Source organism: Mycobacterium parmense (assembly GCF_010730575.1).
GTDB classification, from domain to species: domain Bacteria; phylum Actinomycetota; class Actinomycetes; order Mycobacteriales; family Mycobacteriaceae; genus Mycobacterium; species Mycobacterium parmense.
This window is the reverse complement of record NZ_AP022614.1, coordinates 2,390,737-2,416,051: the sequence shown is the minus strand read 5'-3', so window position 1 is coordinate 2,416,051 and position 25,315 is coordinate 2,390,737. Positions and strand designations below refer to the sequence as shown.

General features: G+C 71.1%; 26 protein-coding genes and 1 pseudogene. 19 read left to right on the top strand and 8 right to left on the bottom strand.

Features of this window, described 5'->3' with window-relative positions; translation table 11 throughout:
- Window positions 1–19 precede the first annotated feature (19 nt).
- The 3 genes from G6N48_RS10855 to G6N48_RS10845 are packed head-to-tail and all read right to left on the bottom strand — an operon-like array spanning window position 20 to window position 2,027.
- Complete coding sequence (locus G6N48_RS10855; RefSeq protein WP_085267387.1) at window positions 20–892, bottom strand: SAM-dependent methyltransferase; 873 nt, start codon at window positions 890–892, stop codon at window positions 20–22.
- Window positions 893–894: 2 nt separating this feature from the next.
- Window positions 895–1,716: a mycofactocin-coupled SDR family oxidoreductase gene (locus tag G6N48_RS10850; RefSeq protein ID WP_139825593.1), complete on the bottom strand. Its 822-nt coding sequence runs from the start codon at window positions 1,714–1,716 to the stop codon at window positions 895–897.
- Window positions 1,713–2,027 (bottom strand): putative quinol monooxygenase, encoded by a 315-nt coding sequence (locus G6N48_RS10845; RefSeq protein ID WP_085267385.1) that lies wholly within the window; start codon window positions 2,025–2,027, stop codon window positions 1,713–1,715. Before G6N48_RS10845 ends, G6N48_RS10850 begins: the two co-directional genes overlap by 4 nt.
- 90 nt (window positions 2,028–2,117) lie before the next feature.
- On the opposite strand from G6N48_RS10845, the gene G6N48_RS10840 reads away from it, so the two are divergent.
- Window positions 2,118–4,772, top strand: coding sequence for a DNA translocase FtsK (locus tag G6N48_RS10840; protein WP_139825592.1), 2,655 nt, complete (start codon window positions 2,118–2,120; stop codon window positions 4,770–4,772).
- Window positions 4,773–4,842: 70 nt separating this feature from the next.
- On the opposite strand, the gene G6N48_RS10835 is transcribed toward G6N48_RS10840, so the two are convergent.
- Entirely contained in the window at window positions 4,843–5,376 is a 534-nt protein-coding gene (locus G6N48_RS10835; RefSeq protein WP_085267383.1) for an amino-acid N-acetyltransferase, read from the bottom strand.
- Between the two features lie 38 nt (window positions 5,377–5,414).
- On the opposite strand from G6N48_RS10835, the gene pgsA reads away from it, so the two are divergent.
- The 4 genes and pseudogenes from pgsA to pspM all read left to right on the top strand — a co-directional run bounded on the left by pgsA (window position 5,415) and on the right by pspM (window position 8,210).
- Window positions 5,415–6,014, top strand: coding sequence for a CDP-diacylglycerol--glycerol-3-phosphate 3-phosphatidyltransferase (pgsA, locus tag G6N48_RS10830; protein ID WP_085267382.1), 600 nt, complete (start codon window positions 5,415–5,417; stop codon window positions 6,012–6,014).
- 92 nt (window positions 6,015–6,106) lie between these two features.
- Window positions 6,107–6,433, top strand: coding sequence for a transcriptional regulator ClgR (gene clgR, locus G6N48_RS10825; protein WP_085267381.1), 327 nt, complete (start codon window positions 6,107–6,109; stop codon window positions 6,431–6,433).
- 130 nt (window positions 6,434–6,563) lie between these two features.
- Window positions 6,564–7,387, top strand: a pseudogene (gene pspA, locus G6N48_RS10820) (phage shock protein PspA).
- 13 nt (window positions 7,388–7,400) lie between these two features.
- Window positions 7,401–8,210 carry a phage shock envelope stress response protein PspM gene (pspM, locus tag G6N48_RS10815; RefSeq protein ID WP_085270995.1) on the top strand — a complete coding sequence of 270 codons (810 nt, stop codon included), beginning with the start codon at window positions 7,401–7,403 and terminating at the stop codon, window positions 8,208–8,210.
- Here pspM and G6N48_RS10810 read toward each other — a convergent pair whose 3' ends face one another.
- Both G6N48_RS10810 and G6N48_RS10805 read right to left on the bottom strand, forming a co-directional pair.
- Window positions 8,211–8,642: a DUF5313 domain-containing protein gene (locus G6N48_RS10810; RefSeq protein ID WP_085270994.1), complete on the bottom strand. Its 432-nt coding sequence runs from the start codon at window positions 8,640–8,642 to the stop codon at window positions 8,211–8,213.
- Between the two features lie 12 nt (window positions 8,643–8,654).
- On the bottom strand, window positions 8,655–9,086 hold the full coding sequence (locus G6N48_RS10805; RefSeq protein ID WP_085270993.1) for a limonene-1,2-epoxide hydrolase family protein: 432 nt from the start codon (window positions 9,084–9,086) through the stop codon (window positions 8,655–8,657).
- A gap of 41 nt (window positions 9,087–9,127) precedes the next feature.
- On the opposite strand from G6N48_RS10805, the gene G6N48_RS10800 reads away from it, so the two are divergent.
- Window positions 9,128–10,294 carry a glycosyltransferase gene (locus G6N48_RS10800; protein ID WP_085270992.1) on the top strand — a complete coding sequence of 389 codons (1,167 nt, stop codon included), beginning with the start codon at window positions 9,128–9,130 and terminating at the stop codon, window positions 10,292–10,294.
- A 26-nt stretch (window positions 10,295–10,320) separates the two neighbouring features.
- Complete coding sequence (locus tag G6N48_RS10795; RefSeq protein ID WP_408632579.1) at window positions 10,321–10,515, top strand: DUF3046 domain-containing protein; 195 nt, start codon at window positions 10,321–10,323, stop codon at window positions 10,513–10,515.
- A 13-nt stretch (window positions 10,516–10,528) separates the two neighbouring features.
- On the opposite strand, the gene G6N48_RS10790 is transcribed toward G6N48_RS10795, so the two are convergent.
- Complete coding sequence (locus tag G6N48_RS10790) at window positions 10,529–11,185, bottom strand: (2Fe-2S)-binding protein (RefSeq protein WP_085270990.1); 657 nt, start codon at window positions 11,183–11,185, stop codon at window positions 10,529–10,531.
- 151 nt (window positions 11,186–11,336) lie between these two features.
- Between G6N48_RS10790 and recA the strand changes: the two genes are divergently transcribed.
- From recA to G6N48_RS10770, 4 genes are read left to right on the top strand one after another with little or no spacing between them, the layout of a single operon-like run.
- Window positions 11,337–12,377, top strand: coding sequence for a recombinase RecA (gene recA, locus G6N48_RS10785; protein WP_085270989.1), 1,041 nt, complete (start codon window positions 11,337–11,339; stop codon window positions 12,375–12,377).
- On the top strand, window positions 12,346–12,873 hold the full coding sequence (gene recX, locus G6N48_RS10780; RefSeq protein WP_085270988.1) for a recombination regulator RecX: 528 nt from the start codon (window positions 12,346–12,348) through the stop codon (window positions 12,871–12,873). The genes recA and recX overlap by 32 nt, the downstream gene beginning before the upstream one ends.
- 16 nt (window positions 12,874–12,889) lie before the next feature.
- On the top strand, window positions 12,890–14,377 hold the full coding sequence (gene miaB, locus G6N48_RS10775) for a tRNA (N6-isopentenyl adenosine(37)-C2)-methylthiotransferase MiaB (RefSeq protein ID WP_264050179.1): 1,488 nt from the start codon (window positions 12,890–12,892) through the stop codon (window positions 14,375–14,377).
- Window positions 14,365–14,994, top strand: a complete 630-nt coding sequence (locus G6N48_RS10770; protein WP_085270986.1) for an Rv2732c family membrane protein — start codon at window positions 14,365–14,367, stop codon at window positions 14,992–14,994. Before miaB ends, G6N48_RS10770 begins: the two co-directional genes overlap by 13 nt.
- Here the strand turns inward: G6N48_RS10770 and G6N48_RS10765 are convergent.
- On the bottom strand, window positions 14,991–16,343 hold the full coding sequence (locus G6N48_RS10765) for a DUF349 domain-containing protein (protein ID WP_085270985.1): 1,353 nt from the start codon (window positions 16,341–16,343) through the stop codon (window positions 14,991–14,993). The two genes, G6N48_RS10770 and G6N48_RS10765, sit on opposite strands and share 4 nt — an antisense overlap.
- A 246-nt stretch (window positions 16,344–16,589) precedes the next feature.
- Here G6N48_RS10765 and G6N48_RS10760 point away from each other — a divergent pair, with 246 nt between their 5' ends.
- The 8 genes from G6N48_RS10760 (at window position 16,590) to G6N48_RS10725 (ending at window position 25,001) form a co-directional block, all read left to right on the top strand.
- Entirely contained in the window at window positions 16,590–17,492 is a 903-nt protein-coding gene (locus G6N48_RS10760; RefSeq protein ID WP_085270984.1) for a DMT family transporter, read from the top strand.
- A 177-nt stretch (window positions 17,493–17,669) separates the two neighbouring features.
- Window positions 17,670–18,605 carry a DMT family transporter gene (locus G6N48_RS10755; protein ID WP_085270983.1) on the top strand — a complete coding sequence of 312 codons (936 nt, stop codon included), beginning with the start codon at window positions 17,670–17,672 and terminating at the stop codon, window positions 18,603–18,605.
- A gap of 171 nt (window positions 18,606–18,776) precedes the next feature.
- Complete coding sequence (locus G6N48_RS10750) at window positions 18,777–19,745, top strand: DMT family transporter (protein ID WP_085270982.1); 969 nt, start codon at window positions 18,777–18,779, stop codon at window positions 19,743–19,745.
- A 23-nt stretch (window positions 19,746–19,768) separates the two neighbouring features.
- Window positions 19,769–20,452 carry a class III extradiol ring-cleavage dioxygenase family protein gene (locus G6N48_RS10745; protein ID WP_085270981.1) on the top strand — a complete coding sequence of 228 codons (684 nt, stop codon included), beginning with the start codon at window positions 19,769–19,771 and terminating at the stop codon, window positions 20,450–20,452.
- A complete protein-coding gene (miaA, locus tag G6N48_RS10740) occupies window positions 20,449–21,378 on the top strand; it encodes a tRNA (adenosine(37)-N6)-dimethylallyltransferase MiaA (protein ID WP_085270980.1) in 930 nt (309 codons plus the stop codon). Before G6N48_RS10745 ends, miaA begins: the two co-directional genes overlap by 4 nt.
- 15 nt (window positions 21,379–21,393) lie before the next feature.
- Window positions 21,394–22,254 (top strand): diaminopimelate epimerase, encoded by an 861-nt coding sequence (gene dapF, locus G6N48_RS10735; protein ID WP_085270979.1) that lies wholly within the window; start codon window positions 21,394–21,396, stop codon window positions 22,252–22,254.
- 46 nt (window positions 22,255–22,300) lie between these two features.
- The gene (hflX, locus tag G6N48_RS10730) at window positions 22,301–23,737 is read left to right on the top strand and encodes a GTPase HflX (RefSeq protein WP_085270978.1); all 1,437 of its coding nucleotides are present in this window, start codon (window positions 22,301–22,303) and stop codon (window positions 23,735–23,737) included.
- Between the two features lie 103 nt (window positions 23,738–23,840).
- Window positions 23,841–25,001 carry an acyl-CoA dehydrogenase family protein gene (locus tag G6N48_RS10725; protein WP_085270977.1) on the top strand — a complete coding sequence of 387 codons (1,161 nt, stop codon included), beginning with the start codon at window positions 23,841–23,843 and terminating at the stop codon, window positions 24,999–25,001.
- Window positions 25,002–25,315 lie beyond the last annotated feature (314 nt).

The following is a 25,315-nucleotide window of genomic DNA, read 5'->3' as shown; positions in this document are numbered from 1 at the left end:
CGGCCCGGTGAGGGCACCGCTAGGCCTTCTCGGCGTACGCCGACCACTCCAGTTGCGAGGCTTTGAGTTTGCGGCCCGTCGACTCGACGTAGCGTTCGACGAGTTCGTCGGGACCGGCCTGCTCCACCAGCCGCCACCCGTATTCGGCGACGAAACCGGCCACCTCATCGGGCTGCAGGCCGAACTGCCACAACGGGCGGCGCTGCCGGACGTTGCGGTACAGCGTGCGAGTGCCGTACCTGTTCGTGCCGTCGATGAAATCCCTTCGCACATAGGTGAATACCAGCCGGCTGCCCGGCGCGGCCGCGCGCAGGCCCTCCAGCGTCCGCCGCACCGTAGCCTCGCTCAGATACTGCGTGACGCCCTCGCAGATGAAGAAGACCCGGTAGTCCGGCAAATAGCCGTGCTCGGCCAGCGACGTCAGCAGGTCGTCACGCTCGAGATCGAGCGCCACCAGTCGGACCGACAAGGGCGGCCCGCCCAGCACCCGCCGGACCGTCTCGGCCTTCCGGGCGATGTTGACCGGCAGGTCCACCTCGAAGACGGGGATGCGCACCTGGCGGGTGAGTCGGTAGGGCCGCGTGTCCAACCCGGCGCCCAGGATCACGACCGCGTCGACGTCGCCGAGCGCGTCGGCCAGCTTGTCGCCGATGAAACGCTTGCGGCAGGCCAGATTCGCCCACAGCCCGGGCCCGGTGAACTCCGACGCGCGGATCACCAGGCGGCGCACGGGCGCGTAGCGGGTGGCGGCCACCAGCCTTCGCAGCGCGGGCGGCAGGAACAGCTGGGCGAGGTCGTCGTCGACCAGGCGGCGCTCGGGTGGCTCGTTCTGCTCGACCGCAGCCAGCACCATCGGCCCGAAAGCCGTCTGCGCCGCGGGATTGGGTGCCATGGCTACTTGTTGAGGAAGCCCGCGTCGACCGGCAGCGTCACGCCCGTGACGTAGCGGGCCTGGTCGGAGACCAGCCACGCCACCGCGTTGGCGATGTCCTCGGCCTGCAACGTCTCCACCGGCATGGCGTTGCCCAGCGCCCCCGGGTTGTCCACGGCCGCAGCCATCCTGGCCAGCCACTCGCGGGTGAACTCGTTGTTGATCATCGGCGTCTCGACGCCCGACGGGTGGATCGAATTTACCCGGATATTTTCTCGCGCAAGCAGATTCGCATAGATGCGCATCAGCCCGACCACCCCGTGTTTGGCGGCGGCATAACCGACGGAACCGGCGTCCGGGCTGCCCACCCCGGCCAGCCCCGCGCTGGAACTGATCAGCACGATCGAGCCGCCGTCGCCCTGGGAGACCATCGTCGGGATCGCGGCCTTGATCGTGTTATACACGCCGGTGAGGTTGACGTCGATCACGTCGCGCCAACCGTCGTCACCGGATTGCATCGGGGCGATGCCGGCGTTGGCCACCACGATGTCGAGGCGGCCGAACTCGTCGAGTCCCGCTTGCAGCGCCGACGACACCGACGCCCTGTCGCGCACGTCACCGCGGGTGGCCACGATGCGGGCGCCGGTGTCCTCGACCAGCTTGACCGTGGCCGCCAGATCCTCCGGGCTCGCCAGCGGGTAGGGGACGCTGGCGATTTGGTCGCACAGGTCGACCGCGATGATGGCGGCGCCGTCGGTGGCCAGGCGGACGGCGTGCGCGCGGCCCTGGCCGCGCGCCGCTCCGGTGATGAAGGCGACCTTCCCGTCGAGCGGACGGGCCATCAGGGGCGCAACTGTCCCTTGTCCGGCTCACCGGCCGGGACCGGCTGCAGCATCTTGATGTCCGGCGCGCCGTCGAGGTGCTCGCCGGCGGCGGTGAACATCTTGGTAACCGCAGGCGCGGTGCTGTGGGCCTTGAGCGCCTCGGGGTCGGCCCATTGCTCGACGAACACGAAGGTCTCGCCCGACTGGTGCAGCGAGTACAGCTGGCAGCCCGGCTCCTCGTGCACTTCCTCCACCGCGCGGGTGAGGATGTCGCGGACGGTGTCGACCGATTCCGGCTTGACGGTCATGGTGGCGACGACGACGACGGGCATGCTAGGGCCTCCTGGGGGCTCCGGGGGTGGTTGAGGGCATGACGCATATCACCGGATGACACCCTACTCACGCACTCCCGGCCTCCCGCCATGATCAGGGCCGCCGTTACCAGTGTGGCAAGTGGTGCCGATGAGGTGCTTGCGACTACTCTTGCGGCCATGGCCAACAAGACCGCCGCCCGCTCTGGAACCCGAACGAGCAGGTCAAAAGCCTCTTCACGGGGTGGGCCGCGGGGCGGGTCCCGGAGCGGGGCCAGGGGCGCCCGTCCGGCACCGGCGCGCGGCAGGGTGAGCCGGCCCGCCAGGCGGCGCAATTCGCCGCTGCTGGTCGCCGCGGGGCTGGCCTGCGGGCGCGCCCTGCGCGGCACCTGGATGATGGCGGCGCGGGGGACCGGCGGCGCCGCCCGCTCGATTGGGCGGGCCCGCGACATCGACCCGGGGCACCGGCGCGACGGGATCGCGCTGCTCCTCCTCGGCGTGGCCGTCGTGGTCGCCGCGAGCTCCTGGTTCGACGCCGCGCGGCCGGTCGGCGCGTGGGTCGACACCCTGTTGCGCACCTTCGTGGGTTCCGGTGTGCTCGTGCTGCCGGTGGTCGCGGCGGCCGTCGCGGTGGCGCTGATGCGCACCGAACCGAACCCGGACGCGCGACCCCGGTTGATCCTGGGTGCGAGCCTGATCGCGTTCTCGCTGCTGGGGCTGCGCCACCTGTGGTCCGGGTCCCCCGAGGACCCCGAGGCGCGCCGCCGCGCCGGCGGATTTATCGGCTTCGCCATCGGCGGGCCGCTGTCGGACGGCCTGACCCCGTGGATCGCGGCGCCGCTGCTGTTCATCGGCGCGCTGTTCGGTTTGCTGCTGCTTACCGGCACGACGATCCGCGAGGTGCCCGACGTCGTGCGGGCGATGTTCGGCAACCGGCTGTTCGGGGGCGACGACGACGAATACGACGACTTCAGCGACTTCAGCGACTTCAGCGACTTCAGCGACTTCGCCGACGAGCCGGACGAGCCGGTCGACGACGCCGGCGCCGCGCGCGAGGACTTCTCCGACGGGTACGTCGACGAGGCGTCCCCGGCCACGCAGAGCGAGCCGCAGGCGTGGCCGTCGGCCGATTCCGACCAGGCGCCCCTCGAGGACGACGTCCCCACCGTTCCCGAACCCGCGGTCAAGGAGGCCGCCGCGCGCGGCCGCCGGCGGGGCAAGGCGGACCAGGACACCATCGAGCTCGACCGGGTCGTCGAAGGCCCGTACACGCTGCCGCCTCTGAGCCTGCTGGTGGCCGGGGACCCGCCGAAGAAACGCAGCGCGGCCAACAACGTGATGGCCGACGCGATCAGCGAGGTGCTCAACCAGTTCAAGGTCGACGCCGCGGTCACCGGTTGCACCCGTGGGCCGACCGTGACGCGCTACGAGGTCGAGCTGGGGCCCGGCGTGAAGGTGGAGAAGATCACCGCGCTGCAGCGCAACATCGCCTACGCGGTGGCCACCGAGAGCGTCCGCATGCTGGCGCCGATCCCCGGAAAGTCCGCCGTGGGCATCGAGGTGCCCAACACCGACCGCGAAATGGTGCGTCTCGCAGACGTTCTCACCGCGCCGTCGACCCGGCGCGACCATCACCCGCTGATCATCGGCCTGGGCAAGGACATCGAGGGCGACTTCATCTCGGCCAACCTGGCCAAGATGCCCCACCTGCTGGTCGCCGGCTCCACCGGTTCCGGTAAGTCCAGCTTCGTCAACTCGATGCTGGTGTCGCTGCTGGCCAGGGCCACCCCGGAGGAGGTCAGGATGATCCTGATCGACCCGAAGATGGTGGAACTCACCCCCTACGAGGGCATTCCCCACCTGATCACCCCGATCATCACCCAGCCCAAGAAGGCGGCGGCCGCGCTGGCCTGGCTGGTCGAGGAGATGGAGCAGCGCTACCAGGACATGCAGGCCTCCCGGGTGCGCCACATCGACGACTTCAACGCCAAGGTGCGCTCCGGGGCGATCACGGCCCCGCTGGGCAGCCAGCGCGAGTACCGGCCCTACCCGTACGTGGTCGCGATCGTCGACGAGCTGGCCGACCTGATGATGACCGCGCCGCGCGACGTCGAGGACGCGATCGTGCGGATCACCCAGAAGGCGCGGGCCGCCGGCATCCACCTGGTGCTGGCCACCCAGCGTCCGTCGGTCGACGTGGTGACCGGCCTGATCAAGACCAACGTGCCGTCGCGGCTGGCGTTCGCCACGTCGTCGCTGACCGACAGCCGCGTCATCCTCGACCAGCCCGGCGCGGAGAAGCTGATCGGGATGGGCGACGGGTTGTTCCTGCCGATGGGCGCGAGCAAACCCGTCCGGCTGCAGGGCGCGTTCATCACCGACGAGGAGATCCAAGCCGTCGTCAGCGCCTGCAAGGACCAGGCCGAGCCCGAGTACACCGAGGGCGTCACCACCGCCAAGCCCACCGGCGAGCGAACCGACGTCGACCCGGACATCGGTGACGACATGGACGTGTTCCTGCAGGCCGTCGAGCTGGTGGTGTCCAGCCAGTTCGGCTCGACCTCGATGCTGCAGCGCAAGCTGCGCGTCGGATTCGCCAAGGCCGGCCGGCTGATGGACCTGATGGAGACGCGCGGGATCGTCGGGCCGTCCGAGGGCTCGAAGGCCCGCGAGGTGCTGGTCAAGCCCGACGAGCTGGCGGGGACGCTGGCGCTGATCCGCGGCGGTGCCAACGCCGACGGGTCCGGCGACCCGGACACCGAATGACGCCGAACGTGCACTCACTGCGCGAAATCAGCCCAAAACTCGCAGCCAGTGCACGCTCGCGGCAGCGAGATTAGAGCCTCAGCAGCATCCGGGAGTTGCCCAGGATGTTGGGCTTGACGTAGCTCAGGTCCAAGAACTCGGCGACACCGATGTCGTACGAGCGGCACATCTCCTCGTACACCTCGGCGGTCACCGGCGTGCCCTCGATCTCGGTGAAGCCGTGCCGGGCGAAGAACTCCGTCTCGAAGGTCAGCACGAAGAGCCGCTTGAGCTGCAGCTCGCGGGCCACCTCCAGCAGCCGGTCGACGATCGCGTGGCCGATTCCGTGGCCGGTGACCGACGGGTCGACCGCCACGGTGCGGATCTCCCCGAGATCGGCCCACATCACGTGCAGCGCGCCGCACCCCACGACTTGGCCCTGGTATTCGGCGACCCAGAATTCCTGCACCGCCTCGTAGAGCGTCACGAGGTTTTTCTCCAGCAGGATCTTGCCCGCGTAGGTGTCGACGAGTTGCTTGATCGCGGGCACGTCCGACGTCCGGGCGCGCCGAACAACCGCGGGGAGATCCGGTGAACTTTCGGTCACGGCTAACAGTATCGGCATCGGGTTCGGGGTAGCAGGTCAACCGTTATTCTGTTGCCGTGTCGGGGCAGCCGCGGACGGGTCCGCTAACGGGGCCGCCGGGCCGCGTCCGGATCGCCAACCTGGCCAACGCCCTGACCCTGTCGCGGCTGGTGCTGGTCCCGATATTCCTGCTCGCCCTGTTCGCGGGCGACGGCCACCAAACCGCGTTCCGCGTCGTGGCTTTCGTCATCTTCGCGGTGGCCTCGATCACCGACCGGCTGGACGGGCTGCTGGCCCGCCACTACGGCATGGCGACCGAGTTCGGCGCGTTCGTCGACCCGATCGCCGACAAGACGCTGATCGGCTCGGCCCTGATCGGGCTCTCGATGCTCGGCAACCTGCCGTGGTGGGTCACGGTGCTGATCCTGACCCGCGAGATCGGGATCACCCTGTTGCGGCTGATCGTCATTCGCCGCGGCGTCATCCCGGCCAGCTGGGGCGGCAAGCTCAAGACTGTCGTGCAGTCGCTGGCGATCGCGTTGTTCATCCTGCCGCTGTCGGGACCGCTGCTGGTCGCGGCGTCGGTCCTGATGGGCGCGGCCATTGTGCTGACGGTGGTCACCGGCGTCGACTACGTCGCCTCGACCGTGCGGGCGGTTCGCCAGCCCACCGTTTGATCGCCCGGGAACCAACACGGCGGCCGCCGGCGTTTACGTGGGTAGCGCCTGCTGGTCGTGTGCTGTGCAGGGCTTCGACGAAGGAGGGCAGGATGCCGCCATTGGTGCGCGAGGTCATCGGGGACGTGCTGCGCGACGCCCGGACGTCGCAGGGCCGGACGCTGCGCGAGGTCTCCGACTCGGCGCGGGTGAGCCTCGGCTATCTGTCGGAGGTGGAGCGCGGCCGCAAGGAGCCGTCCAGCGAGCTGCTCAACGCGATCTGCGACGCGTTGGACGTCCCGCTGTCGTCGGTGCTGACCGACGCCGGCGAGCGGATGGCCGGCCAGGAACGCCGGCTCGCCGGTGAGACCGCCGGAAGCTCGATCGACGCCACCACCAAGGTCGTCATCCCGCCGGTTGCGTCCCTGGCCGTGGCCTGACCTCCCATCGGAGCGTCAGGGGTGGGGCGATGGCCGCAGACCCGTTAAATTGAGCGACAGGGTGAGCGCAGAGCCCGGTCGGGCCCGTTGAATGCTCGTCCGGCACGAGAAGCGAAGGTGGAGCTATCCCATGGCCAATCCGTTCGTCAAAGCGTGGAAGTACCTCATGGCGCTGTTCAACGCGAAGATCGACGAGCACGCCGACCCCAAAGTGCAGATCCAACAGGCCATCGAGGAAGCGCAGCGCACCCATCAGGCGCTCACCCAGCAGGCCGCGCAGGTCATCGGCAACCAGCGCCAGCTGGAGATGCGCCTCAACCGGCAGCTGGCCGACATCGAGAAGCTGCAGGTCAACGTGCGTCAGGCGCTGACGCTGGCCGACCAGGCCACCGCGGCGGGGGACGCCGCCAAGGCCACCGAGTACAACAACGCCGCCGAGGCCTTCGCGGCCCAGCTGGTGACCGCCGAGCAGGGCGTCGAGGACCTCAAGACCTTGCACGACCAGGCGCTGCAGGCCGCGGCGCAGGCCAAGAAGGCGGTCGAACAGAACGCCATGGTGCTGCAGCAGAAGATCGCCGAGCGCACCAAGCTGCTCAGCCAGCTCGAGCAGGCGAAGATGCAGGAGCAGGTCAGCGCGTCGCTGCGGTCCATGAGCGAGATCGCCGCACCCGGCAACACGCCCAGCCTCGACGAGGTCCGCGACAAGATCGAGCGCCGCTACGCCAACGCGATCGGCGCGGCCGAACTCGCCCAGGGTTCCGTGCAGGGCCGCATGCTCGAGGTCGAACAGGCCGGCGTCCAGATGGCCGGTCATTCGCGGCTGGAGCAGATCCGCGCCTCGATGCGCGGCGAGGCGTTGCCGGCCGGCGGGACCCCGCCCGCCACCCCGCAAGCGGCCCCGCCACGCCCGCCGAGACCAGAGGACCCGTCGCCGAGAAGCCGTTCGGGCAGTAACGCGGCGGAATCGATGGCGGTGAACTCGATGCAGCGCGGCCCCTGGCGCGCGCTGGTGCAGCGAGGGCTCGACACCGCCGCCGACCTCTCCGAGGTGCTGGCACGCAGGATCAGCGCGGCGGCGGACCCCCGCGCCCGGATGCTGCGCCGCCGCCGCCGGGCGCTGCGGTGGGGGCTGATCTTCAGCGCCGGGTGCGTGTTCTGGGCGCTGGTGACGATGGTGCTGGCGGCCTGGGGCTGGTTCGCGTTGCTGCTGGAGATCACCGGCGCGGTCGCCGCCGTCATGGCCATCCCGGCGACGCTGTTGCTGCTGCGCTACCGCTGGTTGCGCTCGGAGCCGCTGCCGGCCTGCCGGCCCGCCGCCGGGCGCCGGATGCCGCCGCCCGGGTCGGCGGCACGCCCCGCGATGTACGCGCTGGGGGCTTCCGAGCGGGGATTCTTCTCGTTGCTCGGCGTGATGGAGCGGGGCGCCCTGCTGCCGAGCGCCGAGATCAAGGACCTGACCGCGGCCGCCAACAAGAGCTCGGCGGCGATGGCGGCCACCGCCGCCGAGGTGGTGTCGATGGAGCGGGCGGCGCAGCATTCGGACTCGTCGCGGTCGTATCTGGTGCCCACCATCAACGCCTTCACCGCCGCGCTGAGCGCCGGCGTCCGCCAGTACAACGAAATGGTCACCGCCGCAGCGCATCTGGTGTCCGCCGCCACTGGTGAGGTGTCTCCCGCCGCCCAGCGGTACCGGGCGGAGCTGGCCGGAGCCACCGACCGGCTGGCGGGTTGGGCGCAGGCCTTCGACGAGCTGGGCGGGCTGCGCGGCGCCGGATAGCTACTCGCCGCGGCTCTGCGGCCGGGTCGCGTCGGGCCCGTCGGTTCTGGGCCCGTAGCGCTCGATGTACGCCTGGTGGATGTGGGCGTCGCGCTTGCGGGTGAGCTCGTCGGCCAGTTCGGGGTCGAGGCCGTGCACCTGCAGCATGTGCCGCCGCCACACCTTGTTCAGGGCGTGCGAGAAGTACACGAACGGGATGAGGATCGGCAGCGTCATGCTCAGGTGCACGTCGAGCGTGGTCGGGATGAGCCAGAACGGGGCGAGCACCAGCACCGCCGGGACCGCGACGCGGATCATCATCCGGCGGGTGGCGCCCTTGCCGGCCAGGTCGTTGCGCACCCAGTCCCGCATCGAGTCGGGCAGCCGGCCGCCGCAGCAGTAGCGGACGAACTGCAAGGCGTTCGGCCGGGTGCGGGGTGCTTTGTCGGTCATCGGCGTCGCCCGCTAGAACGTCGCTCGCAGCGAGGGCAGCGCCAGCGCCGCGACGCCGCGGACGGTGGCCTTGACCATGTCGAAGAAGTCGAAGTAGTCGCGCCAGAGCGTGATTCGCCCGTCGTGCACCTCGAACACGCCGCACACCCAGAACTGCAGCCGCAGCGGGCCGAAGATCAGCGCGTCGGTGCGTTCGGTGAGCACGGCCCCGCCGTCGGCCGCGATGCGGTGAATCTTCACCTCGAAGGCGGCGCGCCCGTCCATCCGCCGGAAGAGCTTCATCGCCCGGGCGCGGCCGTGAATGGTGGGCAACCCGACGTTCTCGTAGACGAGGTTGTCGTGCAGCGCGGCGTCCGCGGCGTCGTAGTCCGCGTTCTGCAGGGCGTTCAGGAAACCCTCGACCGTGCGGGTGTTCGCGACGGCCGTACCAGTCAGCTCGGTCATGAGTGCCAGCGTAGGCGAGCCGGTGTGGCAGGGTGATTCGGATGCGCGTCGCCGTGGTCGCCGGGCCCGATCCCGGCCACTCCTTCCCCGCGATCGCGCTGTGCCGGCGCTTCGCCGAAGCGGGCGACGATCCCACGCTGTTCACCGGCGAGGAGTGGGTCGGCGCCGCCCGCGCGGCCGGAATCGCCGCGGTCGAGCTGGACGGTCTGGCGGCCACCGACGAGGATCTCGACGCCGGGGCGCGGATCCACCGGCGCGCGGCGCGGATGGCGGTGCGCAACGTGCCGGCGCTGCATGCGCTGGCGCCCGACCTGGTGGTGTCCGACGTCATCACCGCCGGCGGCGGCATGGCCGCCGAACTCTTGGGCATCCCGTGGATCGAGCTCAACCCGCACCCGTTGTACCTGCCGTCCAAGGGGCTGCCGCCGATCGGCAGCGGGCTGGCGCCGGGCACCGGCGTCCGCGGCAGGCTGCGCGACGCCACGATGCGCGCGCTCTCGGCCCGGTCCTGGCGGGCCGGGCTGCGGCAGCGGGCGGCGGTGCGGACCGAAATCGGTTTGCCGGCAGTCGATCCCGGCCCGTTGCGGCGGCTGATCGCGACGTTGCCCGCCCTCGAGGTCCCGCGCCCGGACTGGCCGGCGGAGGCCGTCGTCGTCGGTCCGCTGCACTTCGAACCGACCGAGCGGGTGCTGGACATCCCGCCGGGCTCCGGCCCGGTCGTGGCGGTGGCGCCGTCGACGGCGTCGACCGGGACCGAGGGCCTGGCCGAGGTCGCGCTGGGGTGTCTGACGCCGGGAGACACGCTGCCGGCGGGCTCGCGGCTGGTGGTGTCGCGGCTGGGCGGCGCGGCCCTGCCCGAGCGGCCGTGGGCGGTGGTGGGGCTGGGCAGCCAGGCCGAGCTGTTGACCCACGCCGACGTGGTGGTCTGCGGCGGCGGCCACGGCATGGTGGCCAAGACGCTGCTGGCGGGGGTGCCGCTGGTGGTGGTCCCCGGCGGCGGGGACCAGTGGGAGATGGCCAACCGGGTGGTGCGCCAGGGCAGCGGGCGGCTGATCCGCCCGCTGACCGCCGACGCGCTGGTGGCCGCGGTCAACGACGTGCTGTCGACCCCGGGCTACCGGGCGGCCGCGCAAAGGGCCGCCACCGCCGTCTCCGGTGTCGCCGACCCGGTGAAGGTATGCCACGACGCGCTCGCTTTGGCGGGCTGAGCGGCCCGCTGGGTATGTTGGCTGGCGTGCGGCTAACGGAGTTCAACGAGCGGGTGGTCCTGCGTTTCGGCGCCACCTACGGGGCGTCGGTGCTGGTAGACCACGTGCTGACGGCCTTCGGCGATCGGACCGCAGCGCAGGCGATCGAGGATGGTGTCGACCCCCGCGACGTGTGGCGGGCGCTGTGCGTCGACTTCGACGTGCCCCGCGATCAGTGGTGAGCCCGCCTTCGCGTCAGAGCGGGCAGTCGGCGCACGTGGCTCCGTCCGCAACCCGGTAGAACAGGCAGCAGCTGCGCCTGCGCAACGCCAGATCGTCTTCGCGCAGCACGCCGGAGCCGGCCAGGCCGCCGGTGCCCAGCAGCCCGGCGGTGAGCTTCGTGATCGGCCGGCGCAGGTCGGGCCGCGCCGAGAGCAGAGCATTCGACGCGCCGACGAGCGCCGACGCGATGTTGCCGTAGAGCAGTGCGGGCGCCACTTTGACTTTCAGCCCGGTCGCGAGCGGCTCCATGTGGTCGCGCACGACGACCCGGTACACCAGCTCGGGCAGCGGCGAGTCCGGGCCGACGCGCTCCCCGACGGGCTCGGGCAGCCGTAGCTGCGTCCCGTCGTCGGCGCGCTGCAGGCCGCCCAGGTCCGGGATGACGCCGTGGGCCAGCACGCACGCGAGGACGGGCGAGAAGAGCCGGGCGGCGTGGCCGAGCTGGACCAGCGAGGCGCCCACTCGCGCCTCGGTGGTGCGGTAGCGCGCGAGGGTGGCGTCGATCAGGTCGGCGCAGCCGTCGGCGTAGCACCGGCCGACCGGGCGCCACCCCGCCGCGTCGCCGCCGACGGTCAGCGCGAAGAAGCCCCCGTAGGACGAGACGTCGGACAGCTGCGCGGAGATGTTCATGTCGTCCCTGGCGTGTCCGCTTGAATCGAACAAGTGTTCGTCTACTGTGGTGAGCGTTCGGACATGTCGACTTGTCGGTGGCCCTCTCTAGTGTCACGGCCAACCGACCGAAACCCGGTCATGAGAACACACCGACTATAGGAGAGACACCATGACGCAAGCCCCCGACCGCGAGAAGGCCCTCGAGCTGGCGATGGCCCAGATCGAGAAGAGCTACGGCAAAGGCTCGGTGATGCGCCTCGGCGACGAGATGCGCCAGCCGATCTCGGTCATCCCGACCGGATCCATCGCGCTGGACGTGGCACTGGGCATCGGCGGCCTGCCCCGCGGCCGGGTCGTGGAGATCTACGGCCCGGAGTCCTCGGGTAAGACCACCGTCGCGCTGCACGCGGTGGCCAACGCGCAGGCCGCCGGCGGGGTCGCGGCGTTCATCGACGCCGAGCACGCCCTGGACCCCGACTACGCCAAGAAGCTCGGAGTCGACACCGACTCCCTGCTGGTCAGCCAGCCCGACACCGGTGAGCAGGCCCTTGAGATCGCCGACATGCTGATCCGGTCCGGCGCGCTGGACATCCTGGTCATCGACTCGGTGGCGGCCCTGGTGCCGCGCGCGGAGCTCGAGGGCGAGATGGGGGACAGTCACGTCGGGCTGCAGGCCCGGCTGATGAGCCAGGCGCTGCGCAAGATGACCGGCGCGCTCAACAACTCGGGGACCACGGCGATCTTCATCAACCAGCTCCGCGAGAAGATCGGGGTGATGTTCGGCAGCCCCGAAACCACCACCGGTGGAAAGGCTTTGAAGTTCTACGCCTCGGTGCGCATGGACGTGCGCCGGATCGAGACGCTCAAGGACGGCACCAACGCGGTCGGCAACCGCACCCGCGTCAAGGTCGTCAAGAACAAGGTGTCGCCGCCCTTCAAGCAGGCCGAATTCGACATCCTCTACGGCAAGGGCATCAGCCGGGAGGGCTCGCTGATCGACATGGGGGTGGAGCAGGGCTTCATCCGCAAGTCGGGGTCCTGGTTCACCTACGAGGGCGAGCAGCTCGGCCAGGGCAAGGAGAACGCCCGCACCTTCCTGATGGAGAACGCCGACGTGGCCAACGAGATCGAAAAGAAGATCAAGGAAAAGCTCGGCATCGGCGCGGTTGTGACCGACGATGACGTCCTGCCCGCCCCCGTCGACTTCTGAGCCTTCCCGCGAGGAGCAGGCGCGGGCGCTGTGCCTGCGCCTGCTCACCGGGAGGTCGCACACCCGGGCGGAGCTTTCGGGCAAGCTGGCCAAGCGCGGCTACCCCGCGGACGTCAGCGACCGGGTGCTCGACCGGCTGGCCGCCGTCGGCCTGGTGGACGACGCCGACTTCGCTCAGCAATGGGTGCGGTCGCGGCGGGCCAGGGCCGGCAAGAGCAGGCGTGCGCTGGCCGCGGAGTTGCACACCAGGGGCGTCGACAACGACGTGATCACCGCCGCACTGGCGGGAATCGACGCCGGGGCCGAGCGGGACCGGGCCGAGGAGCTGGTCCGGGCCAAGCTGCGCCGGGAGACCCTCGGCTCCGACGGCGGCGACGACGCGCGGCTGAGCCGCCGCCTGGTCGGACTGCTGGCGCGACGGGGGTACAGCCAGCATCTGGCGTGCGACGTGGTTCTCGCCGAGCTGGCCGCCGAGCGGGAACGCCGTCGCGTGTAGCCCGTACCATGGCCCCGTGACTTCATTGGCTGCAGCGCGGACCTACCAGGTCCGCACCTACGGCTGCCAGATGAACGTGCACGATTCCGAGCGGTTGGCGGGGCTGCTGGAGGCGGCCGGCTATCTGCGGGCGGCCGAGGGTGCCGACGCCGACGTGGTGGTGTTCAACACCTGCGCCGTCCGCGAGAACGCCGACAACAAGCTCTACGGCAACCTCAGCCATCTTGCTCCCCGCAAGCGCGGCAACCCCGACATGCAGATCGCGGTCGGCGGATGCCTGGCTCAGAAGGACCGCGACGCGCTGCTGCACAAGGCGCCGTGGGTCGACGTCGTCTTCGGCACCCACAACATCGGGTCGCTGCCCACGCTGCTCGACCGCGCCCGCCACAACCGGGTCGCGCAGGTGGAGATCGCCGAGGCGCTGCAGGAATTCCCGTCATCGCTGCCCACCGCGCGCGAATCCGCCTACGCCGCCTGGGTTTCCATCTCGGTCGGGTGCAACAACAGCTGTACCTTCTGCATCGTCCCCTCCCTGCGGGGCAAGGAGGTCGACCGCGCCCCGGCCGACATCCTGGCCGAGGTGCGCTCGCTGGTGGACGACGGCGTGCTCGAGATCACGCTGCTGGGCCAGAACGTCAACGCCTACGGGGTGTCCTTCGCCGACCCGTCGTTGGGCCGCGACCGCGGTGCGTTCGCCGCGCTGCTGCGCTCGTGCGGGGAAATCGACGGCCTGGAGCGGGTGCGGTTCACCTCGCCGCACCCGGCCGAGTTCACCGACGACGTCATCGAGGCGATGGCCGAGACGCCGAACGTGTGCCCCGCGCTGCACATGCCGCTGCAGTCGGGCTCCGACCGGATCCTGCGCGCGATGCGGCGCTCCTACCGAGCCGAGCGCTACCTCGGCATCATCGACCGCGTCCGGGCCGCCATGCCGCACGCCGCCATCACCACCGACCTGATCGTCGGATTCCCCGGCGAGACCGAGGAGGACTTCGCGGCCACACTGGACGTGGTGCGGCAGGCCCGGTTCGCGGCGGCCTTCACCTTCCAGTACTCCAAGCGTCCCGGCACCCCGGCCGCCGAACTCGACGGCCAGCTGCCCAAACCGGTGGTGCAGGAGCGTTACGAGCGGCTTGTCGAACTGCAGGACCGGATCTCGCTGGACGGCAACCGCGCGCTGGTCGGGCAGACCGTCGAATTGCTGGTCGCCAGCGGCGAGGGACGCAAGGACGCCCGCACCGAACGCATGACCGGGCGGGCGCGCGACGGCCGGCTGGTGCACTTCAGCGCCGACGACGGCGTACGCCCCGGCGACATCGTCACGGTGGCCGTCAGCCAGGCCGCCCCCCACCACCTGATCGCCGACGGCGGCGTGCTGACCCACCGCCGCACAAGGGCGGGCGACGCGCACGCCGCCGGGCGGCGCCCCCGCAGCATCGGCCTTGGCCTACCCGCTGTCGGGCCGCCCGCCGGCCCGGCCGACTCCTTTGGATGTGCCTCATGAAAAAGCAGACGAATCAGACGGACATGGACGCGCTGCGCAGCGAGATCGAGGCCGCCGAGCGCCGGGTTGCACGTGGAATCGAGCCCGGCCCACGGCTTTTCGTGATCTCGATCGTGGTTTTTGTGCTGCTCGGATCGTTCATCCTGCCGCACACCGGCGCGGTGCGGGGCTGGGACGTCCTGTTCAGCAGCCACGGCGCCGGCAAGGCCGCGGTGGCCCTGCCGCACCGGGCCTTCGCCTGGCTGGCGCTGGTGTTCGGCGTCGGCTTCTCGATGCTGGCGTTGCTGACGCGGCGCTGGGCGCTGGCCTGGACCGCCCTGGCGGGTTCCGCGCTCGCCAGCGCCGTCGGGCTGTTGGCCGTCTGGTCGCGCCAGACCGTCGCCGCCGGGCACCCGGGGCCGGGCGCCGGGCTGATCGTGGCGTGGATAGCGGTGGTCGTCCTCGCATACCAGTGGGCGCGCGTGGTGTGGTCGCGCACCATCGTGCAACTCGCCGCCGAGGAGCAGCGTCGCCGGCTGGTCCGCGAGCACCAGTCCAAGTCCCTGCTGGACAGCATCGACGACCCGGAGGCGTCCGGCGGCGACGCCCAAGACCGCGACGCGCCCCCGAACCCCTAGCGCCGCAACGCCTCCGCCGCGGCCTGCGCCCACTGCCGCCACTGGTCGGCGTTGGCCCTGGCCTCTTCGGCCTCGCGGGTGCGGCCCGCCGCGGCCGCCTTCGCCGCCTGCTGCTCGTACTGCTCGGCGCGGGTGCGGAACTGCTCGGCGCGGGCCTGCGCCTGGGGATCCGACCAGCCGACCTCGCCGGCGTCGCGCACCTTCTTCTCGACCGCACGCAACCGGCGCTCCAGCTCGGCGCTGCGCTCCCGGGGCACCTTACCGATCGCATCCCACTTGTCGACGATGGCGCGCAAAGCGGCCCGGGCGGCCTCGTGGTTGCCGGTGTCGAGCCTCTCGGCCTCGGCCAGCAGCGCCTCTTTGGCGGTGGCGTTGGCGCGGAACTCGGCGTCCTTCTCCGCCGACACCGCGTTGCGGGCGGAGAAGAACGCGTCCTGCGCGGCCTTGAAGCGGCGCCACAGCGCGTCGTCGACCTCTTTGCTCGCCCGCCCCACCGCCTTCCACTCGGTGAGCAGTTTGCGGAACTCGGCGCTGGTCGCGGTCCAGTCCGTCGAACCGGACAGCTCCTCGGCCCGTTCGCACAGCTGTTCCTTCGCCTGGCGGATCCCGGTGCGTTCGCGGTCCAGTTCGGCGAAGTGCGAACCCCGCCGCCGGTTGAAGGCGTCGCGGGCCGCGGAGTAGCGCTTCCACAGCGCGTCGTCGACCTTGCGGTCCAGCCCGCTGATCGTCTTCCACTCGTCGAGGATCGCGCGCATCCGGTCGCCCGCGACCTTCCACTGCGTGGAGTTGGCGGCCAGGTCCTCGGCCTCGGCCGCCAACGCCTCCTTGCGGGCGGTCTGGGTGGCTCGGTGCTCGTCGCGCCGGGAGCGTTCGGCCGCGACGGCGGCGTCGGCCTGCTCGACCAGGCGGGCCAGCCGGGCGGCGACCGCGTCGACGTCGCCGAGCACGGTGGCCGTCGGCAACGTCTCGGCCAGCGCGCAGGCCTGGGCCCTGGTCTTACGGGGGTCACCGGAACCCGACGCCAGCCGCTCCTCCATGAGCGTCACCTCGGTGCACAGGTCGTCGAAACGGCGGCCGAAGTGGGCGAACGCGGCTTCGCGGTCGCCGGCCTGCCAGGAGCCGACGATGCGCTCGCCGGCCGAGCTGATCAGCCAGACCGTCCCGTCGTCGTCCACGCGGCCGAACCGGCGCGGGTCGCTGGACGAAGCCACGGCCACGGGGTGGGCGACGGGTCGCGGTGTCGGCCGGGGTCCGGGACGGGGTCCCGGCCGCGGCCCCGGGACGGGACCGGGTGCCGGGGCCGGCACCCGCCCGGCCGAATCTTCGCCGCCGGGCTGGTCACCTGTCATGCGTCGTCACCACCCTTTCGCGCGGTCCGTGCGCCGCGCACCTGCCGCGCGAGGCGGCACCGTCTGGCCACACCCGGCCGCGGACATCGACGACATCGAGGACCGCCCAGCAGGTGCTTACGAGTATTCAAGCAGCTTGACGTTACGGACGCCCCGCCGCGTTATCCAGTGGGCGGGCACGCCACGAGTCGGTGCATCCTTACGGGGTATCACTGGTCCCTGCCGACACCCACGGAGAGAAGACTCATGCCGAAGGCGGAGATCGCCGCCCTGCTCGCGCTGGCCTCGGCGCTGTGCGTCGCTGTCGGCGACGTGCTGCAGCAACGCGCGACCCACCGCATGACCCGGCCGACGGCTGGTCAGGTCGACCTGTACCGGTCGTTGCTGGGCAACCGGCGGTGGCGGTACGGCGCGCTGCTGCTGATCGTGAGCATCGGCCTGCAGGTGGCCGCGCTGGCCCAGGGTTCGGTGCTGCTGGTGCAGGCGCTGCTGGTCCTGTCGCTGCTGTTCGCGTTGCCGATCAGCGCCCGGCTGGCCCACCGGGCCGTGACGGGCCGGGAGTGGTTTTGGGGGTTGCTGCTCACCGCGGCGGTCACCGTGATCGTCACCGTCGGCAACCCGCGGGCCGGTCAATCCGACCCGTCGCTGCGCACCTGGGCCGTCGTCTTGGCGATAGCCGCGCCGCTGCTGGCCGCCTGCGTCGTCGGCGCCCGGGTCTTCGGCGGGACACTTGGGGCGGTGCTGCTCGCTTTCGTGTCCGGCTCGCTGTGGGGGGTGTTCGCGGCGCTCACCAAGCCCGCCGTCCACCGGATCGCCGACGGCGGCTGGGCGGCGCTGGGCGCACCCGAACTGTATGCCTGGGTCCTGGTCGCGCTCGGCGGCTTCGCCTGGGAGCAGTCGGCCTTTCGGGCCGGCGCGCTGACCGCTTCGATGCCGACGCTCGAGGTGTCCCAGCCGGTCGTGGCGGCTTTGCTGGGAGTGGCGGTCCTTGGCGAGACGCTGAACACCGGCCACGTCGGCATGATCGCCCTGGCAATCTCTGCGCTGGTGATGACGGCCGCCACCGTCGAGCTGGCGCGCGGCGACGCGGTCGCGACGAGCAAGCGGGTGGGCGCGACGCGTCGCGGCACGGTTCGGCAGACGGCTTAGGCGCTCGGGGGCACTCGGGGCCACTCGAGGGCATTCGGGCGCCGCCCCGGAGCCTTCCGCGCGCCACGGCGGAGGTCGCCGTGCGGGCAGGTACCGTCGTGGCTATCGCCCACCGCGCGAGTCTTTCGACGGCGGTGGCCGCGGCGGCTTTGGCCGCGTGTCGCTGGGGAGGTCGTCATAGCGAAGGTGGATGTCGCGGCGCTGCTTGCGCTGATCGCCGCGTTGATTTCGGGTGTCGGGGACGTGATCCGGCAACGGTCCGCGCAGGAGATCACCGACCAACAGGTGGGCCACGTCGAGCTGCTGCGCATGTCGCTGCGCGACCTGAGGTGGTGGCTGGGCGGCGGCGCGGCGGTCGCGAGCTTCGCGCTGCAGGCGGTGGCGCTGGGCCTGGGATCGGTGGTCCTGGTGCAGGCGCTGCAGGTGACGGCTCTCCTGTTTGCCCTGCCGGTCTACGCGTGGCTGACCAAGCAGGGGCTGACGCGCAGCGAGTGGCTATGGGCGGTGCTGCTGGCCGCCGCCGTGGCGGTGTTCGTCGCGGTGGGTGAGCCGGCCGCCGGGTACCAGCGGGCCTCGCTGGACTCCTGGGCGATCGTGGCCCTGGTCATGGGACCGGCGATGGTGTTCTGCGTGGTCGGCGCGCGGTTGTGGTCGGGTGCCGTGGCCGCGGTGCTCCTGGCGCTGGTCTCGGCGTCGTCGTGGGCTTTGTTCGCGGTGCTCACCAAGGCCATCGTCGAGGTGCTGCCCGACGGCCCGGCGGCCCTGCTGCGCACGCCGGAACTGTACGGCTGGGTGCTGGTGGCGGCGATCGGGACCGTTTTCCAGCAGTCGGCGTTCCGGGCCAGCGCGCTCACCGCGTCGTTGCCGACGATGACGGTGGCCGAGCCCCTGGTGGCGTCGGTGCTGGGGGTCACCGTGCTGGGGGAGACCCTCGACGCCGACGGCCCCGAACTGGTTGCTCTGGTGATCGCGGTCGGCGTGGTCGTGGTCGCGACGATGGCCCTGGCCCGCGGCGAGGCCACGTCCATGAACGCCAATGTCGCCGGCGGCGGCGCCGACCCGGCCGGTCCCCTGCTGCCGAGCGGCACACAGCCGTCCATGCGGGTCTCCTAGCGTTGCCACAGCCGTGACAAAGGTTGGCGAAGTACTAATCAAAGGGTTACCTCCCGAGGCTCCACGCAGGTGCGCGACGTCATACAGTTGTCGGTGAACTGGTCGCAAACACCGCGTGTATTTACTGCTCCGCCGGGGAACGCTCGACCGAAAACTCGTGAGGGGTCTGTCATGTCCAAAGTTGATGTCGCGGCGTTGCTCGCGTTGTGTGCGGCTTTGGCGTCAGCGGTCGGGGACGTGATCCGGCAGCGCTCCGCCCAGGAAATCACGGAGAAGGAGGTCGGCCACCTGGAACTGTTCCGCATGTCGTTGCGGGACGCCCGCTGGTGGCTCGGCGGCCTGGCCGCCGTCGTCAACTACAGCCTGCAGGCCGCCGCGCTGGCCTGGGGTTCGGTGGTGCTGGTGACGGCGCTGCAGGTGACGGCCCTGCTGTTCGCCCTGCCGATCTATGCGCGTCTGGCCGACCACAAGGTCAGCCGGTGGGAGTGGCTGTGGGCGGTCGTGCTGGCCGGCGCCCTCGCGGTGGTGATCAGCGTGGGCGACCCGGCCGAGGGACAGCAGCGAGCGTCGTGGCAGACGTGGCTGATCGTCGCGGTGGTGCTGGTGCCGCTGCTGGTGTCGTGCGTCCTGGCGGCGCACAAGTGGTCGGGCAAGCCGTTCGCGGCCGCGCTGCTGGCCGTGGTCGCGGGTTCGTCGCTGGCCCTGTTCGCTGTGCTCACCAAGGGGATCGTCGAGCTCAGCGAGCACAGCCTGATGGGTGTGTTGACCGCGCCCGAGTTCTTCCCCTGGCTGGCGGTGGCGCTGGCCGGAATGATCTTCCAGCAGTCGGCTTTCCGCGCCGGTGCGCTGACGGCGTCGATGCCGACGATGACCGTGGCGAAGCCCGTGGTGGCGGGCCTGCTGGGCGTGCTGGTGCTCGGCGAGTCGCTGCACGCGACCGGCCCACGGGCGTTCGTGCTGGTCGCGGCGGTGTCGGTGGTGATCGTGGCCACGGTCGCCCTGGCCCGCGGCGAGGCGGCGACGATGGTCGCCCAGACCGGGCGCGACGGTGCGGGGGTGCCGCGCCGCGCGCAGGGGCCGCACTTTCCCGCGCGCGAACAGCTCGACCCCGCCGCCATCGTCGTGGCGGACCATCCCTGACGGCGACCCGTTAGTTTGGTGGCGTGCTCAGCGCCATCGCGATCGTCCCGTCGGCCCCCGTGCTCGTCCCCGAGCTCGCCGGGGTGGCTGCCGCTGAGCTGGCCGACCTGACGGCGGCGGTCCTCGCCGCGGCCGCCCTGTTGCCGGCCCGCTGGGTCGTCGTCGGGACCGGCCCGGCGGACGACGTCCTGGGTCCCGAAGCTGCCGGCACCTTCGCGGGTTTCGGCGCCGACGTGCGGGTCGGACTTTCCCCGGACGCCTCGACCCCGTGCGACCTGCCGCTGTGCGCGTTGGTCGGCGCCTGGCTGCGGGGCCAGGCTCAGCCCGAGGCGACCGCGCAGGTCCGCGTCTATCACCAGGACCACGACGCCGCCGACGCGCTCGCGACCGGTAGGGGGCTGCGCGCCGAGCTCGACCGGACGCCGGAGCCGGTGGGCGTGCTGGTGGTCGCCGACGGCGCGAATACCCTGACGCCGGCCGCCCCCGGCGGGTTCGACCCCGCCAACGCCGGCGCGCAGCGGGCCCTCGACGACGCGCTGGCCAACGGCGACGCCGGCGCCCTCGCCCGGTTGCCGCGGCCGATCCTGGGCCGGGTGGCTTTCGGCGTGCTGGCCGGCCTGGCCCAGCCGGGTCCGCGGTCGGCCAAGGAGCTCTACACGGGCGCGCCGTACGGCGTGGGCTACTTCGCCGGCGCCTGGCAGCCATGAGGCCGCTGGCGGTCATCGGCCCGACCGGTACGGGCAAGTCGCAGCTGGCGCTCGAGGTGGCCGAGCGGCTGAGCGCGCAGACCGGCGCCGAGATCGTCAACGCCGACGCCATGCAGCAGTACCGCGGGATGGACATCGGCACCGCGAAGCTGCCCGTCGGTGCGCGCCGCGGCATCCCCCACCACCAGCTCGACGTCCTGGGCGTCACCGAAACGGCGACCGTCGCCCGCTACCAGGACGCCGCCGGCGCCGACGTGGACGCGATCGCGGCGCGCGGTGCGGTGCCCATCATCGTGGGCGGCTCCATGCTCTACATCCAGTCGCTGCTCGATGGGTGGTCGTTTCCCGCGACCGACCCCGCTGTCCGTGCCCGCTGGGAGCAGCGGCTGGCCGAGGTCGGAGTCGGCGGCCTGCACGCCGAACTGGCCCGTCGTGACCCCGCCGCGGCCGCCGCGATCCTGCCCACCGACGGCCGCCGCACCGTGCGGGCGCTCGAAGTGGTCGAGCTGACCGGCCGGCCCTTCTCCGCGTCCGCCCCGAGAATCGGCGCCCCGCGGTGGGGTGCCGCGATCGTCGGGCTGGACTGCGACACCGCGGTGCTCGACGAACGGCTGGCCCGGCGCACGGACGCGATGTTCGAGCAGGGCCTGGTCGACGAGGTGCGGGCCCTGCTCGACGAGGGACTGCGCGACGGGGTCACCGCCTCGCGCGCCTTGGGCTACGCCCAGGTGATCACGGCCCTCGACGCCGGCGGTGGCGACGAGGCGCTGCGCGAGGCCCGGGAGCAGACGTTCGTCGGGACCCGGCGCTACGTGCGCCGGCAGCGGTCATGGTTTCGCCGGGACCACCGGGTGCGGTGGCTGGACGCGGAGCAGGGGGACCGCCTCGTCGACGACGCCGTGCGGGTGTGGCGGCACGTACCCTGAGCTGGTGATGTTCGCATGATCTTCTCGAAGGGCCACGGCACCGAGAACGACTTCGTGCTGCTGCCCGACGCGCGGGCCGAGCTGAGCCTGACCGCCGCGCGCGTGGCCGCGCTCTGCGACCGCCGCCGCGGGCTGGGCGCCGACGGCGTGCTGCGGGTGACCACCGCCGGGGCGGTCGTGGCGGCCGGCGTGCTAGACCGCCTGCCCGACGGGGTCCAGGCCGGCGACTGGTACATGGACTACCGCAACGCCGACGGTTCGCCGGCCCAGATGTGCGGCAATGGCGTGCGGGTCTTCGCCCACTATCTGCGGGCCAGCGGCCTGGAAACCCGCGAGGAGTTCGTCGTCGGATCGCTGGCGGGTCCGCGGCCGGTCACCGTGCACCGCGTCGACGCCACCAACGCCGACGTCACCGTCGACATGGGCAAGGTCAACGTGCTGGGCCCGGGCGAGGCGGTCGTCGGCGGCCGGCGGTTCGCCGGTCTGGCCGTGGACGTGGGCAATCCGCACCTGGCGTGCGTGGACCCCGGCCTGACCGCCGACGCGCTCGCGGCGCTGGACGTGGCGGCGCCGGTGAGCTACGACCCCGCCCAGTTCCCCGACGGGGTCAACGTCGAAGTCCTCACGGCGCCGTCGGGCGGGGTGGTGACGATGCGGGTCCACGAGCGCGGGGTGGGCGAAACCCGGTCCTGCGGAACCGGGACGGTCGCGGCCGCGGCCGCCGCCCTGGCGGGCACCGGCACGCTGACCGTCCGCGTGCCCGGCGGCGAGGTCGTCGTCACGATCACCAATGCCACCAGCTTCCTGCGCGGCCCGTCGGTCCTGGTGGCCCGCGGCGAGGTCAGTGGGGAATGGTGGCTGGCACAGGAGCGCTAAATGCGGTGCGCGACGCAGGTTGTGCGTGCATCATTTGTTATTGCCTATGACACACCCAGAATTCTCTGACAGCGCTCCCCGTCACGCGGAGCCCAGCACGGGCGAACTCGCCCTCGAAGACCGCTCGGCGCTGCGCCGTGTCGCCGGTCTGTCCACCGAACTCGCCGACGTATCCGAGGTCGAATACCGCCAGCTGCGGCTGGAGCGGGTGGTCCTGGTGGGCGTGTGGACCGACGGCAGCGCCGCCGACAGCCAGGCCAGCATGGCCGAGCTGGCGGCCCTGGCCGAGACCGCGGGCTCGCAGGTCCTCGAAGGACTGATCCAGCGTCGCGACAAGCCCGACCCGTCGACCTACATCGGCTCCGGCAAAGCCCGGGAGCTGCGCGAGGTGGTGCTGGCGACCGGCGCCGACACCGTCATCTGTGACGGTGAACTGTCCCCGGCGCAGCTGACCGCGCTGGAGAAGGCCGTGAAGGTCAAGGTCATCGACCGCACCGCGCTGATCCTCGACATTTTCGCCCAGCACGCCACCAGCAGGGAGGGCAAGGCGCAGGTGTCGCTGGCCCAGATGGAGTACATGCTGCCGCGGCTGCGCGGCTGGGGTGAGTCGATGTCGCGGCAGGCCGGTGGCCGCGCGGGCGGCAGCGGCGGGGGAGTGGGCCTGCGCGGTCCCGGTGAGACCAAGATCGAAACCGACCGGCGTCGCATCCGCGAACGCATGTCCAAGCTGCGCCGCGAGATTCGCGAGATGAAACAGGTCCGCGACACCCAGCGCAGCCGCCGCCGGCACAGCGACGTCCCGTCGATCGCCATCGTCGGCTACACGAATGCCGGCAAGTCCAGCCTGCTCAACGCCCTGACCGGGGCGGGGGTGCTGGTGCAGAACGCCCTGTTCGCCACGCTGGAACCCACCACCCGGCGCGCCGAACTCATCGACGGCCGGCCGGCCGTCCTCACCGACACCGTCGGGTTCGTCCGGCACCTCCCCACCCAGCTGGTGGAGGCGTTCCGCTCCACGCTGGAGGAGGTCGTCGACGCCGACCTGCTGGTGCACGTGGTCGACGGCTCCGACGTCAACCCGCTGGCTCAGATCGGCGCGGTCCGCGCGGTGGTCGCCGAGATTTTCGCCGCGGTCGCCGACCATCACGCGGATCCGCCGGCCGAGCTGGTGGTGGTGAACAAGGTCGACGCCGCCAGCGACCTGATGCTGGCCAAGTTGCGCCACGAGCTGCCGGGGGCGGTGTTCGTCTCGGCGCGGACGGGCGACGGCATCGACACCCTGCGGGGGCGGATGGCCGAGCTCGCCGTCCCCTCGGATACCGCCGTCGACGTCGTGATCCCCTACCACCGGGGCGATCTGGTGGCGCGGCTGCACGCCGACGGCCGTGTCCAGCAGGAGGAGCACAACGCCGCCGGCACCCGCATCCAGGCGCGCGTACCGGTGGCGCTGGCCGCTCGACTGCGGGAGTTCTCGGCGCGCTGACGACGCCGGCACCCGGCTTGGCGCACCCTCGGCCACCCCCGCCACCGACCAACCGGCTGGTTGGTATCTTGGGCGCAGAGTCCCGATTCGCCGGAGGTCATCCATGGGCAGTGCCGTCAAGTACCAGCGCACCCTTTTCGAGCCGGAGCACGAACTGTTCCGCGAGTCCTACCGCGCATTCCTGGAGCGCCACGTCGCGCCCCATCACGACGAATGGGAGAAGGCCAAGATCGTCGACCGCGGCGTCTGGCTGGAAGCCGGCAAACAGGGCTTCCTGGGCATGGCCGTGCCCGAGGAATACGGCGGCGGCGGCAATTCCGACTTCCGCTACAACACGATCATCACCGAGGAGACGACCGCCGGGCGCTACAGCGGGATCGGCTTCGGCCTGCACAACGACATCGTCGCGCCGTACCTGCTGGACCTGGCCACCGAGGAGCAAAAGCAGCGCTGGCTGCCGAAGTTCTGCACCGGGGAGCTCATCACCGCGATCGCGATGACGGAGCCGGGGACGGGCAGCGATCTGCAGGGCATCAAGACCCGGGCGGTCAAACAGGGCGATCACTACGTGCTCAACGGGTCGAAGACCTTCATCACCAACGGCATCAACGCCGACCTGGTGATCGTGGTGGCCCAGACCGATCCCGACAAGGGCGCGCAGGGCTTTTCGCTGATCGTCGTCGAACGTGGCATGAATGGCTTCGAGCGCGGCCGCCACCTGGACAAGATCGGGCTGGACGCCCAGGACACCGCCGAGCTGTCGTTCACCGACGTGCACGTTCCGGCCGAGAACCTGCTGGGGCAGGAGGGGATGGGGTTCATCTACCTCATGCAGAACCTGCCGCAGGAACGCATCTCGATCGCCATCATGGCCGCGGCGGCCATGGAGCAGGCGCTCGAGCAGACCCTGCAGTACACCAAGGAGCGCAAGGCCTTCGGCAAGCCGATCGGCAGCTTTCAGAACAGCCGCTTCCTGCTCGCCGAGCTGGCGACCGAAGCCACCGTGGTGCGCATGATGGTCGACGAGTTTGTCCGGCTGCATCTGGACAAGGAGCTGACCGCGGAGCAGGCCGCCATGGCCAAGTGGTACTCGACCGAGAAACAGGTGCACCTGATCGACCGCTGCCTGCAACTGCACGGCGGGTACGGCTACATGCGCGAATACCCGATCGCGCGCGCCTACCTGGACGCGCGGGTGCAGACGATCTACGGCGGAACGACCGAGATCATGAAGGAGATCATCGGTCGCAGCCTCGGGGTGTAGCGGCCCCGCCGCGGCGATATGCGGTGAACCAACAATTGCGATCTCGGGTGTCCGACTAAACGCCGATCGCAGTATTCAATGCCACGGCCGGGTCGGTCGCTCAAAAACTATGCGCCCTCACGTACTGTCTGCGCTTATGTTGTGTGCGCGGTGTGGCGCGACAAACGGAACTAGGCGCGTCCGATCGCGATTCGGGCATGCCCCGGCAACAATTCGACATCGCCGCGGTCTCCGTTTTTGTACTATTCGTAATTTGACTTCGCATTACTCGTTGCCTGGAGCAAAGTTATGCGAGCCCGGCGATGATCCGGACC